A 15,393-nucleotide genomic window follows, 5' to 3' on the forward strand; every position below is an offset into this window, starting at 1 on the left:
GACAGTGACCCCGAAGAACACCCCTGATCCCCGCGAGGACGACGCGATGGGGGTGCTCGACGACGCCGCGTCCGTCGCGACGACCGGCATCGGCATCCTCGGCGGAACCGCCCAGGTGAGCGTCGTCATGCCGCAGGAGCACGATGACGATCTCGCCGATGAAGAGGTCATCGACGGCGAGGTCGACGAGGCCGTCATCGCCGACATCGTGCTGGAGGATGCCGTCATCGCGGTGTCCTCCGCACCGATCGCCGCCGCCGTCGAGGAGGTCGTCGCCGAGGCCGAGCCTGTTCCCGAGGCCGAGCCCGTTCCCGAGCCCGTGCCCGAGTCCGCGCCCGTCGTGGTGCCTGCTCCCACCCCCGTGAAGGAGACCGCTCCCGTGGAGAGCCCGAAGAAGTCCGTCGCACCGCGCACCGCTCCGCCGGAGGTGACGCTGACCTCCAAGCGTCTCGGCGATCTGAGCGGCGCGAATCGCGAATCCGCCGATCTGCTCACGACCGACCGGCTGCTCGATCCGCATCGCGTGACGAAGCCCGAACCCGAGGGCGCCTGGAGCCACCTGCTGTACTCGATCTCCGGCCGACGGATCAACATCGGCGACGGGCGTCGCGCGCGCGAGCGCAAGGCGCTCTCCGCTCGGATCGCCGCTCCGCTGCCCGGCGGAGCCCGGTTCGTCCCGGTGCTCTCCCGCAAGGGCGGGGTGGGGAAGACCGCGATCACGGCTCTGCTGGGCATGGCGCTGGCGGATGCTCGTGACGACCGTGTCATCGCGATCGACGCGAATCCCGACCGGGGAACGCTCGCCGATCGGATCGTGCGTCCGCAGCACACGAAGTCGGTGCGCGATCTCGTGCGCATCCACGATCAGGTGACCGGGTACCACGACATCTCGGCGGTCGTCGCACGCGATGCGACGCGGCTCGACGTGCTCGCCTCTGACACCGATCCGCGCATCGCCGAAGCGTTCAGCGACACCGACTACCGCGACGTGGCGGATCTGGCCGCGCACTACTATTCGTTGGTTCTCACCGATACCGGAACGGGCATCGTGCACTCGGTGATGGCGGCCACGCTCGATCTCGCCGACCGCATCGTCATCGTCTCGGGTCTCAGCGTCGACGAGGCGCGTTTGGCGTCCGAGACCCTGACCTGGTTGGAGACGAACGGGTTCGAGGATCGCGCGCACGAGGCGATCGTCGTGCTCAACCACTCCACGCCCGGCACGCCGCTCGTGCGGGTGAACGAGCTGGAGGCGCACTTCGCCTCCCGCGTCCGCAGCGTGGTGCAGATGCCCTACGACGCGCAGCTCGCCGCCGGCGGCGCCATCGTGTTCGCGAACCTGCAGCCCGAGACGCGTCTCGCGGCGCGTCAGCTCGCCGCGCTGCTGGTCGAAGGACTGCGGACGGAGGCATCCGCATGACCGTCCGTGAGATCCGGATCTTCGGCGATCCCGTGCTGCGCACCGTGTGCGCACCGATCGGCGAGATCGACGACGGTGTCCGCGCTCTCGTGACCGACCTCGTCGAGACCGTGGAACTGCCCGGGCGCGCGGGCGTCGCGGCGCCGCAGATCGGTGTCGCGTTGCGGGCGTTCAGCTACAACATCGACGGCGACATCGGCTACGTGATCAACCCCGTCCTCACCGAGGTGCGCGGAGAGCCCGTGCCCACGGGGGAGGGGTGCCTGTCGGTGCCGGGCCTCTGGCACGACGCGCTGCGGTACCCCTGGGCTCGCGTCGAGGGCATCGATCTCGACGGCGCGCCGGTCGTGCTCGAAGGAGAGGGGCTGCTCGCGCAGGCTCTGCAGCACGAGACCGACCACCTCGACGGCAAGCTCTACCTCTCGCGTCTCGATCCCGAGACGCGGCGAACGGCGATGCGCCAGGTGCGCGAGAGCGACTGGTTCTGACGCGGAGACCTCCTTCTCCGAACGAGAAAGCCCTCTGCGCGACGTGCGCAGAGGGCTCTCCTGTTCCGGAGGGGTGATCTCGGGGAGAGCTCAGCCGCCGATCGCGACGTTCGTCGTCGACACCGGCTCGTCGTAGATCGCCGAGATCTCGTCCGCGAAGTCGTTCATGATCACGTTCCGCTTGATCGAGAGCTTCGGAGTGAGGTGGCCGGATGCCTCGGTCCACTCCGACTCGAGCACGGTGAACTTGCGGATCGACTCCGCACGGGAGACACGGGCGTTGGCGGCATCGACCGCTCGCTGGATCTCGGCGCGCACGGCATCGTTCTTCGCGGCATCCGCGAGCGTCATGTCGGCGGCGAGGCCGTTGTTGGCGAGCCACGTCGGCAGCATCTCCGAGTCGAGTGTGACGAGCGCCGAGATGAACGGCTTCTGGTCGCCGACGACGACGACCTGACCGATGATCGGGTTCGCGCGGATCGGGTCCTCGAGGGCCGCCGGGGCGACGTTCTTGCCGCCGGCGGTGACGATGATCTCCTTCTTGCGACCCGTGATGGTGAGGAAGCCCTCGGAGTCGAAGCTGCCGATGTCGCCGGTACGGAACCAGCCGCCCTCGCTGAACGCCTCGGCCGTCGCCTCCGGGTTGTTCCAGTACTCCTTGAACACGTTGATCCCACGCACCTCGATCTCGCCGTCGTCGGCCAGGCGGACGCCCACGCCGGGGAGCGCCGGGCCGACCGTGCCGATCTTCGACTTGTCCGCGAGGTTCACGGTCGCGGGGGCGGTCGTCTCGGTGAGGCCGTAGCCCTCGAGGATGACGACGCCGAGGCTGTGGAAGAAGTGCCCGAGGCGCGGTCCGAGCGGGGCGGAGCCCGAGACGGCGTAGGCGACGTTGCCACCCATCGCCTCGCGCAGCTTGCTGTAGACGAGCTTGTTGAACAGGGCGAACTTGAGCTTCGTGCCGAACGGGATCTTCTTGCCCTCTTCGACGAGCTTGGAGTGCTCGATCGCCACATCGGCGGCCGCGCGGAAGATCTTGCCCTTGCCGCCGGCCTCGGCCTTCTGCTCGGCGGAGTTGTAGACCTTCTCGAACACGCGGGGGACCGCGAGCAGGAAGGTCGGCTTGAACGACCCGAGCGCCGGAAGGAGCTGGCGGGTGTCGGGCTGGTGGCCGGTGCGGACGCCGGCGTGGATGTCGAGGATCGAGATGAATCGCGCGAACACGTGAGCGGTGGTGATGAAGAGGAGGGTCGAGGCGCCCGGCACCTGCACGACCTCGTCCAGCGCCTTGGCGGAGTTGCGCGAGAGCTCGACGAAGTTGGAGTGGGTGAGGACGCAACCCTTGGGGCGACCCGTCGAGCCCGAGGTGTAGATGAGGGTCGCGATGTCGGAACCCACGGCGAGCGACCGGCGACGTTCGATCTCGGCATCCTCGACCGACGCGCCCTGGGCGGTGAGGGTGTCGATGGCACCGAGGTGCAGCTGCCAGACCTCGCGGATGAGCGGGAGGTCGCCGCGCACCTCGTCGACGCGGGCGAAGTGCTCGGGCGACTCGACGATCAGGGCGATCGCTCCGGAGTCCTCGAGGATCCACTGGATCTGCGACGGCGAGCTCGTCTCGTAGATCGGCACCATCACGGCGCCGGCGTAGAAGAGGGCGAAGTCGACGAGCGTCCACTCGTACGTAGTGCGGGCGAGGAAGCCGACCTTCTCGCCGGGCTGGATGCCGGCGGCGGCGAAGCCCTTCGCCAGCGCGATCACGGCGGTCTGGAAGTCGGCGGCGGAGATGTCGCGCCATCCGTCCCGGTCGGGGACGGCGAACAGAGCGCGGTCGGGAGTGGCGCGGACGCGTTCGACCAGGAGGTCGGCGACGTTCGCGTCGGGGTCGGCGGGGACGACGGCGGGAACTTCAAACTGGACCACGGCAGCTCCTTCGGTACCGGTCGGGTACGGGTTCCTCCCGAGTCTAGGGCATGACACCGGGTCGCACACCTGGTGGAACTGGGTCGCTTCCCGAGGCTTGTTCCTGGGAAGTTTCCGGCGGAGAGCGATCACGGCGCTAGACTCACGACGGTGTTCTACTGGCTGATGAAGTACGTCGTGATCGGCCCCGTGGTCAAGGCGATCTTCCGTCCCTGGATCGTGGGCCGCAAGAACGTGCCCGCGAGCGGTGCGGCGATCCTCGCCAGCAACCACCTCTCCTTCGCCGACTCGATCTTCCTGCCCCTGGTCATCGACCGGAAGATGTCGTTCCTCGCGAAGAGCGACTACTTCACCGGGCGCGGTCTCAAGGGATGGGCGACCAAGTTCTTCATGAGCGCCACCGGACAGATCCCGATCGACCGGTCGGGTGGCAAGGCGTCCGAGGCGTCGCTGAACACGGGTCTCCAGGTGCTCGGCGGGGGAGACCTGCTCGGCATCTATCCCGAGGGCACGCGCAGCCCCGACGGAACGCTCTACCGCGGACGCACCGGCATCGCGCGGATGGCGCTGGAGGCGAAGGTTCCCGTCGTGCCCGTGATCATGGTCGACACCGATACGGCGATGCCGATCGGGCAGAGACTGCCACGGATCGTGCGCGTCGGTATCGTGATCGGCGAGCCGCTCGATTTCTCGCGCTACGCGGGTATGGAGAACGATCGGTACATCCTCCGTTCCGTCACCGACGAGATCATGGTCGCGCTGCAGCGGCTCGGGGAGCAGAAGTACGAGGACGTCTACGCATCGACCGTGAAGGACCGTCTTCCGGTCCGCGTCACACGACGCTCCTGACGCCGACGACGCGCCGCACGACCACTAGGCTGGGAGGATGCTCCCGCACGATATCGACGCCCTGGACGCGTGGCGCTCGCTCCCGATCAAGCAGCAGCCGCAGTGGCCCGACGCCGAGCGCGTCGCCGAGGTCTCTCGACAGATCGCGGCCCTGCCGCCGCTGGTTTTCGCCGGCGAGGTCGACAACCTCCGCGACCGTCTCGCCCGCGCGGCTTCCGGCCGCGCCTTCCTGCTCCAGGGCGGTGACTGCGCCGAGACGTTCGCCGGTGCGACCGCCGAGCAGATCCGCAACCGCATCAAGACGGTGCTGCAGATGGCCGTCGTGCTCACGTACGGCGCCTCGATGCCCATCGTCAAGATGGGCCGTATGGCCGGGCAGTTCGCCAAGCCCCGCTCGAGCGACTCCGAGACCCGGGGCGACGTCACGCTGCCGGCGTACCGGGGCGACATCGTCAACGGCTACGACTTCACCGAGGGCTCGCGCCAGGCCGACCCGGGACGCCTGTTGCAGGGGTACCACACGGCGGCATCGACGCTGAACCTCATCCGCGCGTTCACGCAGGGCGGGTTCGCCGACCTGCGTGAGGTGCACTCGTGGAACAAGGGCTTCGCGCAGAACCCGGCGAACCAGCGTTACGAGCGCATGGCGGCCGAGATCGATCGCGCGATCAAGTTCATGGAGGCGGCCGGCGCCGACTTCGACGAGCTCAAGCGCGTGGAGTTCTTCACGGGCCACGAGGGTCTGCTCATGGACTACGAGCGCCCGATGACGCGCATCGACTCGCGAACCGACACGCCGTACAACACGTCGGCGCACTTCCTCTGGATCGGGGAGCGCACGCGTGACCTCGACGGTGCGCACGTCGATTACTTCTCGAAGATCCGCAACCCCATCGGGGTGAAGCTGGGGCCGACGACGACGCCCGAAACGGCTCTCGAGCTCATCGACAAGCTCGACCCGAACCGTGAGCCGGGACGCCTCACCTTCATCACGCGCATGGGTGCCGGAAAGATCCGTGACGCGCTTCCGCCTCTCCTCGAGGCCGTGCGCGACTCGGGCGCGACCCCGCTGTGGGTCACGGACCCGATGCACGGAAACGGCATCACGACGCCGACCGGATACAAGACGCGTCGTTTCGACGACGTGGTCGACGAGGTGCGCGGGTTCTTCGAGGCGCACCGCGCCGTCGGCACGTTCCCCGGCGGCATCCACGTCGAGCTCACGGGCGACGACGTGACCGAGTGCCTCGGCGGATCCGAGCACATCGACGAGGCCGCACTGGCGACCCGGTACGAGAGCCTCTGCGACCCGCGCCTGAACCACATGCAGTCCCTCGAGCTGGCGTTCCTCGTCGCCGAGGAGCTCGAGAAGCGCTGACACCGCATCTTCGACCGACGAAGGCCGCACCCCGGATTCCGGTGGTGCGGCCTTCGTCGTCGTGTGCCTTGGTCCAGGGAACGGCGGATGCCGAGGCCGGGGATCTAGAAACCGCTGCTCTTGATCTGCAGAGTGACCTGAGCACCCTTCCGGCGTTCGGACTCGGGTGCGGGGTCCGTCCCCGACACCTCCGTGAAGTCATTCGGGAACGCATTCCAGATGACGTTCCATGTGGGTTCGAACCCAGCATTCCGAAGGGTCTGCGCGGCCTCATCACGGGTCATCCCCGTCACATCGGGAACCGGGAACAGCTCCGGCCCCTTCGAGACGATCAGCTGGACGGCGTCACCGGGGCGCCAGTTGCCCTCTTCGGCGCGGTCCGAGACGCCGATCACGATGTCCTTGTCGACGTCCGAGCTGAAGACGTACGACGACTCGCCCACGATCAGGCCACGCTCGGTCAGGGTCGAACTCGCTTCGCTGACGGACATCCCCGAGACATCGGGGAAGGCGCCCGCCGAGATGTAGAGCTCGATCGTGTCGGCCTCGAAGAGGTCGCAGCCCTCAGCGCAGGCGTAGGCCTCGCCGCCGGCACGCGGTGTGGCGAAAGCGTTGATGACGGTGCCCTCGGCGGCGTCGGAGAAGAGCACGACGGTCGTCTCCGCGACGTTCACGTTGATGCTCGCGAGATAATCGCGCGCATCCTCCTCCGCCCGCCCGTTGAGAGTCTCGACCGTGTGCGGAGTCGGTCCGGCGGACACGATCACCGACACGACCGCTCCCTTGTCGAGGCGCTGACCCTCACCGGGATCTGTCTCGATCACCGTACCCGGCTCGACGTCGAGCGAGAAGCGGTCCTCCTGTCGAGGGGAGAAGCCGTCGGCGGTGAGTGCGTCCGCCGCCTCGTCGTACGTCATACCCGCGACGCCGGGAACAGCCACGAGCGAGCCGGGTCCGGAGCCGAACCACCAGCCGACGCCGCCGGCGAGCACCGCGAGCAGCAGGACGAGAGTGAGGAGGAACGCGCCGCGTGCGCGCCGTCGCGATGCGCGCCGCCGCAGGAGCGTGGCGTTGTCGACGGTCTGCGGCACGGGGGCGACGGGATCGGTGACGGCCACCGTCGCGGGCATGACCTTGGTGAGATCCCCGGAGTCGCTCGCGGATCGCACCGGAGGCGAGGTGGTCGCCGCGGCGGGGGAGACGCCGAGCTCGCGCTCGATCTCGCGCAGGCGGTCGAGCATCTGCTTCGCGTCGTCGGGGCGTTCGTCGGGGGACTTCTCGGTCGCCCACAGCACCAGTTCGTCGAGTTGCTCGGGCACGCCGGGGTTGCGGGCGCTGGGGCGCGGAACCGACTCGGTCGCATGCTGGAAGGCGATCTGCATCGGCTGCTCGCCCTTGTACGGCTGCTCACCGACCAGCATCTCGTACAGCATGATGCCGAGGGCGTAGATGTCGCTTCGCGCGTCGGCGGTGCCTCGGGTGACGAGTTCGGGAGCGAGATACGCGATCGTGCCCAGCAGTTGCTGACCCGTCGCCGTGTTGGCGGTGGTCGCACGGGCGAGACCGAAGTCGCCGATCTTGATACGACCGTCCTCGGCGAGGAGCACGTTCTCGGGCTTCACGTCGCGGTGGACGATGTTCGCCCGGTGCGCGGCGGACAGCCCGGACAGCACGGCATCCATGATCGTGATCGTCTGCGTGATCGTCAGACGCTTCTGCTCGCGGAGGAGTTCGCGCAGCGTGATGCCCGGAAGGTACTCCATCACGAGGTAGGCGAGCTCGCCGTCCTGCCCCTGATCGAACACGTTCACGACGTGCGGATCGGCCAACCGAGCGGCGGACCGGGCTTCCTGGATGAACCGGCTCTGGAACGCCGAATCGTCGCTGAGGTGCGCGTGCATCACCTTGAGAGCGATGCGGCGCTCGAGGCGCAGATCGGTCGCGACGTAGACGGTGGCCATGCCGCCGCGGGCGATGCGCGCACGCACGCGGTATCGGCCGTCGACAAGCCGCCCGATGAGGGGGTCGGCTTGCTGGTTGGACGTCACGTCAGAATTCTATGGAGAACTGCCTGAAAGGCCGGGGAGCGCCTCACCCCTGAGGGCAACCCGATTTCAGAACGCGCGGTCACTGATACAGGGCGAGCCAACGGTGGGCCGCTGTCTCCCACTGTCCGTAGCGGAGCGGGAAGGCCGAGATCTGCACGGCCTGGGCGGCGTCCGTGAACGCCATCGACTCCCAGCCGGGAACGTCGAGAAGCCCTCGGGTCGTCCGACCGTTCGGATCGCTCGGACCGCCGTAGAAGACGCGCGTGCTGCGCTCCGCATCCCGGATCTGCTCGGGCGTGCCCCAGCCGGTGCTCGGTCGCTGCTGGAAGATCCCGAGCGAATCGCGGTCTCCCCAGTCGAGGTTGCGCAGGTCGGACTCGACCATCCCCGTCGCCAGTGCGATCGCGATGCCGTGATCGGAGACGCCGAGTTCGCGCCCGATGCGGATGATCAGTGCGGCGTTCGCCGCCTGCTCGGGGGAGAGGTCAGCGGACTTCTGCGCGGGTGCGGCGTCGACGGGCGCGGGGGCCGCAGCAGGTGCGGGAGCCGCAGCAGGTGCGGGAGCCGCAGCAGGTGCAGGGGCCGCTGCCGGGACGGATGCGGAGAGGCTCTGACCGGGGTAGATGATCGAGGATCTGTCGAGCCCGTTCGCGGTGAGAAGAGCGTCGAGCGGGATGCCGTGGCGCTGGGCGATGGCGAAGAGGGTGTCTCCGGCGGCGACCGTGTACGTCGCGGGAGCGGATGCGGGAGGAGCAGTGGGCGCGGGTGTGCTCGCAGCTGCCTGTGGGGCATCGAGCCGCAACTCCTGTCCGGGGAGGATCACGGAGCTCGCGTCGAGCCCGTTCCACGCGAGCACGTCCGCGGTGCGCAGGCCGAAGCGCTGAGCGATGGCGAAGATCGTATCGCCGGGGGCGACGACGTAGTCGGTCGGCGGGGCTTCCGTCGGTGCGATGCGGTGCGGAACACCGTTGAGGCGAGCGGTGGACGAGGCGTCGACGGCCACATCGGCTCCGGCGGGGGCGGCGACCAGCACGCCGGCGAGTGCGCCCAGGACGGCGGCCGGTAGGCCGAGCGTCGCGTACCGCTGGCGACGGGAAGAGGTGTTCGGTGTCACGAGGGGCCCCCTTTTCGAACCCTGCCACGCTGACACGGAAGTAAACGGAAGTCAACAGGAGTGAAAGAAGTGACATCTGTGAAAGAAGGCATCTCGGAATGCACGTGCGGCTTTGAGATGAGATAGTTGCTGGGTGTCTGAGAACGTTGATGGAACCCCCGCCCTGGAGTGGCTGACGCTGCCCGATCTCGTCGAGGTGCTCGACGAGCCGCTCGGCAAGGTGCGTCGCCTCATCGACGAACACCACCTCGTCGGTTCGCGTCGCACGGGCGTGTTCGCCGTTCCGTCGCTCTTCATCGTCGACGGGCGTCCGCTCAGTTCACTGCGTGGAACGATCATCGTGCTGCAGGATGCCGGGTTCACCGATGACGAGCTGATCGACTGGCTCCTCGCCGAGGAGGAATCGATGGGGCGCTCGCCGATCGCGGCGCTGCTCGCCGGCCACAAGAGCGAAGTCCGCCGAATCGCCCGCACCCTCGCCTGAGGGCTCTGCGCAACCGCTCAGGCGGTACGAACGGTGGCTGCCCGAGCGAGATCGCGGAGGCCGCTGACGGCGGCGTTGTCGAGGCGCGCCCCGACCAGAGCGCGGTCGGCCTCGCGGGCGTAGTCCGCGATCATGGCTTCGACACGATCGAGCGCGCCGGTGTCTCGGATGGTCGCCTGGAGGTACTCGACCTGCCGAGGCTCGAGCTCCGGGTCGCCGAGCATCTCGTCGACGACCCCGCGGGCGGGGCGGTCGAGGGCTTCGCGGGTGAGGGCGATCAGCACGGTGCGCTTGCCCTCGCGCAGATCGTCTCCCGCGGGCTTGCCGGTGACCGATTCGTCGCCGAAGACGCCGAGCACGTCGTCGCGCAACTGGAAGGCCATGCCGACGGGGTGGCCGAAGCTCCGCAGGGCCGTCAGCTGTGATGCATCCGCTCCAGCGAGCGATGCGCCGAGGACGAGCGGCTGCTCGATGCTGTATCTGGCCGACTTCAGGGAGGCCACGCGGAGTGCGCGGTGCGCGTGCTCCGCGTCGTCGTTCACCCTCCACGCGGATTCCTCGGCGATGTCGAGATACTGCCCGACCGTCACGTCCCTGCGCATGCGGGCGTACTCGCGCCGCACGTCTGCGGCGTGAGCGTGATCGGTGATGGCGGACTCGACGAGGTCGTCGCTCCACGCCACGAGCAGGTCGCCGAGCAGCACCGCGCTCGCGCGCCCGAACGCCTCGGCGTCTCCGCTCCACCCGGCCGAGCGATGCGCGCTCTCCAGGGCACGATGCGCGGCCGGTCGGCCCCGACGCGTGTCGGAGTTGTCGATGATGTCGTCGTGCACGAGCGCTGCCGACTGGAAGATCTCGAGCGCCGCGCACGTGTTCCAGAGCGCTTCGCCTTCGGTCGCGTGACGATCGGCCGCACGCGCGACCGCCTGCCATCCCGCGTGGCAGAACCGGGCGCGCAACCGCTTTCCGCCCACGAGCGTGTCGGCCGCAGCGTCGATGAGAGCGACGGCATCGGGGCCGTACTCGGTCGACTCGGTGCGCATCCTCTCGACGAACTGCTCCAGGCGGGAGGCGACGGCTTCGACGATCTGGGCGGGGGAGGACACGACTCCCAGCATACGTAAAGCAATGAGGGGGCGAACGGCTAGCCTCCGAGCGTCGGGCGCGCGTAGAATGGAACGCACGATACCCGAGGGGGACGAAATGCCACTCTCCGAACAGGAGCAGCGTCTGCTCGACGAGATGGAACGCCATCTCCTCCACAACGACGCCGACGTCGTGAGCGCGCCTTCGGGCGATCGCGCACTGAGCTATCGGAACCTCGTCTACGGGGCTCTCCTGGTGCTCGCGGGCGTCGGCGGTCTGGTCGCCGGCGTGATCGTGGGCGACGTCTGGGGAATCGTCATCGGCGTGGTCGGGTTCGCCGCCATGCTCGCCGGCGTCATGCTGGCCGTCACCCCCGTGCGCCGCTCCGCACCCGCCGCGACTCCCTCCGAGAAGCCGGCCGCCAAGCGGCAGGACTCCGCGTCCTTCATGGACCGCATGAACGATCGATGGGATCGCCGCCACGAGGGGAACTGACCCCACTCACTTCTGAAGGCCCGGATGCTCTGAGCATCCGGGCCTTTTTCGTGCTCTGCGCGTTTCTCGGCGTCCCTTCTTCCCTCCACCGGCCCTCCACTGGCCCTCCACCCTCCTCCACCGCGGAATCATGCGGAACTTCCGCCCTCCGTGCCGATCTCGGTGGGAGAATACTCGGAATAATCGTAGGAATGTGGAGGGAAGTGGAGTAAAGTGGGGCGCACCTCGAGTTGGCCGGACGGAGAGGGGGTGATGGCTGATGTTGTTGGGGACGCATTCTCCGAAGCTGGACGACAAGGGAAGGGTCATCCTTCCCGCGAAGTTCCGCGAAGATCTGGGTGGCGGCATCGTCGTCACCCGTGGTCAGGAGCGCTGCCTCTACGTCTTCAGCACGGCCGAGTTCGAGGCGATGCACGAGCGGATCCGCCAGGCGCCACTCGCGAACAAGCAGGCGCGTGACTTCATGCGCCTGTTCCTCTCCGGTGCCAGCGCGGAGATGCCCGACAGCCAGAACCGCATCACCATCCCGCCCCACCTGCGTCAGTACGCGGGCCTGCAGAAGGAGCTCATCGTCACCGGGGTCGGCGCACACGCCGAGATCTGGGATGCCGAGAGCTGGAACGCCTACCTCGCCGCCGGCGAGGAGACCTACGCCGATCTGGAGCAGGAGGTGATTCCGGGCCTGTTCTGACCACGGCTGTGATGCCCCGCCGCTCCCGCCCCGACACACTTCCCCGGTGCCGGGTCGCGAAGCGGAGGGGGATCAGAGCCGAAGGTCACCCGAGAGAGATCATGAACCTCCGAGACATCCACACCCCTGTCCTGCTCGAGCGCTGCGTCGAGCTGCTGGCTCCCGCCCTCCAGGCCGACGGAGCCGTGCTCGTCGACGCCACGCTGGGAATGGGAGGGCACGCCGAGGCGTTCCTCGAGCGCTTCGACAACATCCGTCTCATCGGCCTGGATCGCGACACCGACGCGCTGCGGATCGCCGGCCAGCGGCTCGAGCGCTTCGCCGACCGCATCTCCCTCGTCCACACGGTCTACGACGAGATCGGTCTGCACGCGCAGGGCGCCTCGGGCATCCTGTTCGACCTGGGAGTGTCGTCGTTGCAGCTCGACGAGGCCGACCGCGGCTTCGCGTACTCCAAGGACGCGCCGCTCGACATGCGGATGGACCAGACCAAGGGCGTCACGGCCGCCGACGTCATCGCGACCTACAGCGAGGGCAACCTCCGCCGCATCTTCGAGCGCTACGGCGAGGAGAAGCTCGCCGGCCGCTATGCCCGGTTCATCATCGACGCACGGCAGAAGAAGCCGATCACGCGTTCGGCCGAACTCGTCGACATCCTGCAGGCGGCGACGCCGGCGGCCGCCCAGCGAGCCGGTCACCCCGCCAAGCGGGTCTTCCAGGCGCTGCGCATCGAGGTCAACGCCGAGCTGACGGTGCTCGCGGACGCCATCCCGCCGGCCATGGACGCACTCGGCGTCGGTGGGCGCATCGTCGTCATGTCGTACCAGTCGCTCGAGGATCGTCTGGTCAAGCAGGCATTCGCCGCGGCATCCGCATCGACGGCTCCGCAGGGGCTTCCCGTGGAACTGCCCGAGCACGCCCCGCGATTCCGCGTCCTCACCAAGGGCGCTGAACTCGCCGACGAGGCGGAACGCGCCCGCAATCCGAGAGCCATCCCGGTGCGTCTGCGGGCCGCCGAGAAACTTCGGGAGACCGCATGAGCGCGCCCGCCGTCGTCCGTCGTCCGGCGCAGCCGGTCGCTCCCAAGACCGCGTCCCCGCGCCGGCTCCAGCCCGTCACCGCTCCCGCGACCCGCCGCAAGCCGAAACTCGCCTACGCCCTCGTCGCGTTCGCCGGTGCGCTGCTCATCGGCGGTGTCCAGATCGCGCTCTCCCTGGCGATCACGCAGGACTCTTTCACGCTCGCCGGGCTCAGCTCGCAGCAGCGGGAACTCGACCTCCAGGCGAGCGCCCTCCAGGAGGAGCTCCTCGGTCTCAGCTCTCCGCAGGAACTGGCGACCGACGCCGCGGCGCTCGGGATGGTCGTCGCGGGCTCCCCGTCGTACCTCCGTCTCAGCGACGGCGCGGTGTTCGGCACCGGAGCCGGAGCCGACTGGACCTCGACCGTCGATCCGAACGGGGCAGGTGCCGTGAGCAACGCACTGATCACACCGCCGCCCGCCGCGGAGGAGGCGGCTGCGGATGGAGATGCGGACGCCCCCACCTCGGGCCAGGATCTCCCGCCCGCCATCACCGACGGCCTCCCCAGCCCCACAACGCACTGACCACGAACTGACGGAGAGATCCCATGACGACACGCGCCACACGCGGACCGCGGCGACGCACTGTCGTCGCGCTCGCGGTGATCCTCTCGGTGCTGGCGGCGTTCGTCGTGCGGCTCGTCGACATCCAGGTGGTCAGCGCCGACGCGCACGTCGCCGACTCGCAGGGATACATCGGCGGCAGCAACACGATCACCGGCCAGCGCGGCACGATCGTCGACTCCGCGGGCATCCCGCTCGCCGAGAGCGTGCTGGTCTACGACGCGGAGCTCAGCCCATTCGTGATCACCGAGCTCGAGGAGAAGGATCCCGAGCTGCCGTGGGCCGAGGCATCCGAGAAGATCGCCGCGATCACCGGCCAGACCGGCGATGAGGTGCGAAAGCTCGTCGCCGACGCCCTGGCTGTGAATCCGAAGAGCCAGTACGTCGAGCTCAAGAAGTCCCTCACCACCGAGCAGCACATCGAGCTGCGCGACCTCAAGCTCGCGTACCTCCACCAGACCGCGCGCGAGACGCGCGTGTATCCGAACGGCGCGGTGGCGGGAAACATCGTCGGCTTCCTCAACGGCAGCGGCGAGGCGCAGGCGGGCATCGAGAAGATGGACCAGTCGTGCCTCGCGCCGACCGACGGTGCGAAGACCTACCGGCAGGGCAAGGACGGCGTCGTCATCCCCGGCAGCGAGAAGATCACGGATGCCGTCGACGGCGGGACCGTGCAGCTCACGATCAACAGCGACCTCAACTGGTACCTGCAGCAGATGATCGCCGAGGAGGCGCAGGCGCAGGGTGCGAAGGGCGGCACCGTCACGGTCGTCGAGGTCAAGACGGGCAAGATCCGCGCCGCAGCGGAGTGGCCCTCGCTCGACCCCAACGACCTCGACGGCGCGAGCCCGTCGTCGTGGGGGAGCCAGATCTTCCACCGCGACTTCGAGCCCGGCTCGACGTTCAAGGCCATCACCGCCGCAGCCGTGATGGAGGGCGCGGGCGTCACGCCGCTGAGCACCGTCAGCGCCGCATCGAAGGAGACCTTCCCGAACGGCGCCGTGATCAACGACGCCTTCACCCACCCCGCGTACAACTACACGCTCGCCGGCGGCCTCATCGACTCCTCCAACGTCGCGCTGTCGAAGTTCGGAACCATGGTGAGCCCCGAGGTGCGCTACGACTACCTGCAGCGATTCGGCGTCGGGGAGGACACCGTCGGATTCCCCACCGAGGTCTCCGGCATCCTCCATCCCGTCAGCGAGTGGGACAGCCAGTCGCTGTACACGACGACCTTCGGTCAGTACTTCACGGTCACGGCCGCGCAGGTGGCGGGCGCCTACCAGGCGATCGCGAACGGAGGCGAGAAGATCGACCTCTCGCTGGTGGAGTCGTGCACCCAGCCCGACGGCACGGTCGTCGCGGCCGACGAGCCGCAGCACGACCAGATCATCACCGAGCAGACCGCATCCGACCTCACCCGGATGCTCGAGAACGTGGCGGTGCAGGGTGGCAATGCCGATCGCATCCAGGTTCCGGGGTATCGCGTGACGAGCAAGACCGGTACCGCGCAGGTTCCCGACGGCAAGGGCGGCTACAAGGCCGGCGTCTACTTCACCAGCATGGTCGGGTTCGCCCCGGTCGACGACCCGCAGTACGTCGTCGTGGTCACCCTCGACGAGCCGACTAAGGTTGTATCGTCCGCGGCAACCGCATCCGCCTTCCAAAAGGCGATGACGCAGGTGATGAAGACCTATCGCGTGATGCCGTCCTCGACTCCCATGGACGAGTTGCTGCCCAAGTTCGAATAGCCGGCGAGAGCCGCGCCTGGAGAT

The 15,393-nt window shown here is 68.4% G+C and carries 14 protein-coding genes; 10 read left to right on the forward strand and 4 right to left on the reverse strand.

The window, feature by feature from the left end; genetic code table 11:
• Positions 1-4: 4 nt before the first annotated feature.
• Both ACI2JZ_RS00225 and def read left to right on the forward strand, forming a co-directional pair.
• Entirely contained in the window at positions 5-1,420 is a 1,416-nt protein-coding gene (locus ACI2JZ_RS00225; RefSeq protein WP_404596173.1) for a MinD/ParA family protein, read from the forward strand.
• Positions 1,417-1,908, forward strand: a complete 492-nt coding sequence (gene def, locus ACI2JZ_RS00230; RefSeq protein ID WP_247631937.1) for a peptide deformylase — start codon at positions 1,417-1,419, stop codon at positions 1,906-1,908. The genes ACI2JZ_RS00225 and def overlap by 4 nt, the downstream gene beginning before the upstream one ends.
• Positions 1,909-1,998: 90 nt before the next feature.
• Here def and ACI2JZ_RS00235 read toward each other — a convergent pair whose 3' ends face one another.
• Positions 1,999-3,831 carry a long-chain fatty acid--CoA ligase gene (locus tag ACI2JZ_RS00235; RefSeq protein WP_247622071.1) on the reverse strand — a complete coding sequence of 611 codons (1,833 nt, stop codon included), beginning with the start codon at positions 3,829-3,831 and terminating at the stop codon, positions 1,999-2,001.
• Positions 3,832-3,981: 150 nt separating this feature from the next.
• Here ACI2JZ_RS00235 and ACI2JZ_RS00240 point away from each other — a divergent pair, with 150 nt between their 5' ends.
• Both ACI2JZ_RS00240 and ACI2JZ_RS00245 read left to right on the forward strand, forming a co-directional pair.
• On the forward strand, positions 3,982-4,680 hold the full coding sequence (locus ACI2JZ_RS00240) for a 1-acyl-sn-glycerol-3-phosphate acyltransferase (protein WP_247622072.1): 699 nt from the start codon (positions 3,982-3,984) through the stop codon (positions 4,678-4,680).
• A gap of 37 nt (positions 4,681-4,717) precedes the next feature.
• On the forward strand, positions 4,718-6,058 hold the full coding sequence (locus tag ACI2JZ_RS00245; protein ID WP_247622073.1) for a class II 3-deoxy-7-phosphoheptulonate synthase: 1,341 nt from the start codon (positions 4,718-4,720) through the stop codon (positions 6,056-6,058).
• Between the two features lie 104 nt (positions 6,059-6,162).
• Here ACI2JZ_RS00245 and pknB read toward each other — a convergent pair whose 3' ends face one another.
• A complete protein-coding gene (gene pknB, locus ACI2JZ_RS00250) occupies positions 6,163-8,106 on the reverse strand; it encodes a Stk1 family PASTA domain-containing Ser/Thr kinase (protein ID WP_404596174.1) in 1,944 nt (647 codons plus the stop codon).
• A gap of 79 nt (positions 8,107-8,185) precedes the next feature.
• A complete protein-coding gene (locus tag ACI2JZ_RS00255; protein ID WP_404596175.1) occupies positions 8,186-9,220 on the reverse strand; it encodes a LysM peptidoglycan-binding domain-containing protein in 1,035 nt (344 codons plus the stop codon).
• A 133-nt stretch (positions 9,221-9,353) separates the two neighbouring features.
• Between ACI2JZ_RS00255 and ACI2JZ_RS00260 the strand changes: the two genes are divergently transcribed.
• A complete protein-coding gene (locus ACI2JZ_RS00260) occupies positions 9,354-9,704 on the forward strand; it encodes an Rv2175c family DNA-binding protein (RefSeq protein ID WP_247622076.1) in 351 nt (116 codons plus the stop codon).
• A gap of 17 nt (positions 9,705-9,721) precedes the next feature.
• On the opposite strand, the gene ACI2JZ_RS00265 is transcribed toward ACI2JZ_RS00260, so the two are convergent.
• Positions 9,722-10,822 (reverse strand): polyprenyl synthetase family protein, encoded by a 1,101-nt coding sequence (locus ACI2JZ_RS00265; protein WP_404596176.1) that lies wholly within the window; start codon positions 10,820-10,822, stop codon positions 9,722-9,724.
• 85 nt (positions 10,823-10,907) lie between these two features.
• Here ACI2JZ_RS00265 and ACI2JZ_RS00270 point away from each other — a divergent pair, with 85 nt between their 5' ends.
• The 5 genes from ACI2JZ_RS00270 to ACI2JZ_RS00290 all read left to right on the forward strand — a co-directional run bounded on the left by ACI2JZ_RS00270 (position 10,908) and on the right by ACI2JZ_RS00290 (position 15,369).
• Positions 10,908-11,285: a DUF3040 domain-containing protein gene (locus tag ACI2JZ_RS00270; protein ID WP_247631943.1), complete on the forward strand. Its 378-nt coding sequence runs from the start codon at positions 10,908-10,910 to the stop codon at positions 11,283-11,285.
• 259 nt (positions 11,286-11,544) lie between these two features.
• Positions 11,545-11,976 carry a division/cell wall cluster transcriptional repressor MraZ gene (gene mraZ, locus ACI2JZ_RS00275; protein ID WP_247622079.1) on the forward strand — a complete coding sequence of 144 codons (432 nt, stop codon included), beginning with the start codon at positions 11,545-11,547 and terminating at the stop codon, positions 11,974-11,976.
• A 101-nt stretch (positions 11,977-12,077) separates the two neighbouring features.
• Complete coding sequence (rsmH, locus tag ACI2JZ_RS00280) at positions 12,078-13,016, forward strand: 16S rRNA (cytosine(1402)-N(4))-methyltransferase RsmH (protein WP_247622080.1); 939 nt, start codon at positions 12,078-12,080, stop codon at positions 13,014-13,016.
• Positions 13,013-13,579 (forward strand): hypothetical protein, encoded by a 567-nt coding sequence (locus tag ACI2JZ_RS00285; RefSeq protein ID WP_247622081.1) that lies wholly within the window; start codon positions 13,013-13,015, stop codon positions 13,577-13,579. Before rsmH ends, ACI2JZ_RS00285 begins: the two co-directional genes overlap by 4 nt.
• Positions 13,580-13,602: 23 nt before the next feature.
• Positions 13,603-15,369, forward strand: a complete 1,767-nt coding sequence (locus ACI2JZ_RS00290) for a peptidoglycan D,D-transpeptidase FtsI family protein (RefSeq protein WP_404596177.1) — start codon at positions 13,603-13,605, stop codon at positions 15,367-15,369.
• Positions 15,370-15,393 lie beyond the last annotated feature (24 nt).

The sequence above is a fragment of the Microbacterium sp. NPDC087868 genome, assembly GCF_044900755.1.
Classification (GTDB): Bacteria; Actinomycetota; Actinomycetes; order Actinomycetales; family Microbacteriaceae; genus Microbacterium; species Microbacterium galbinum.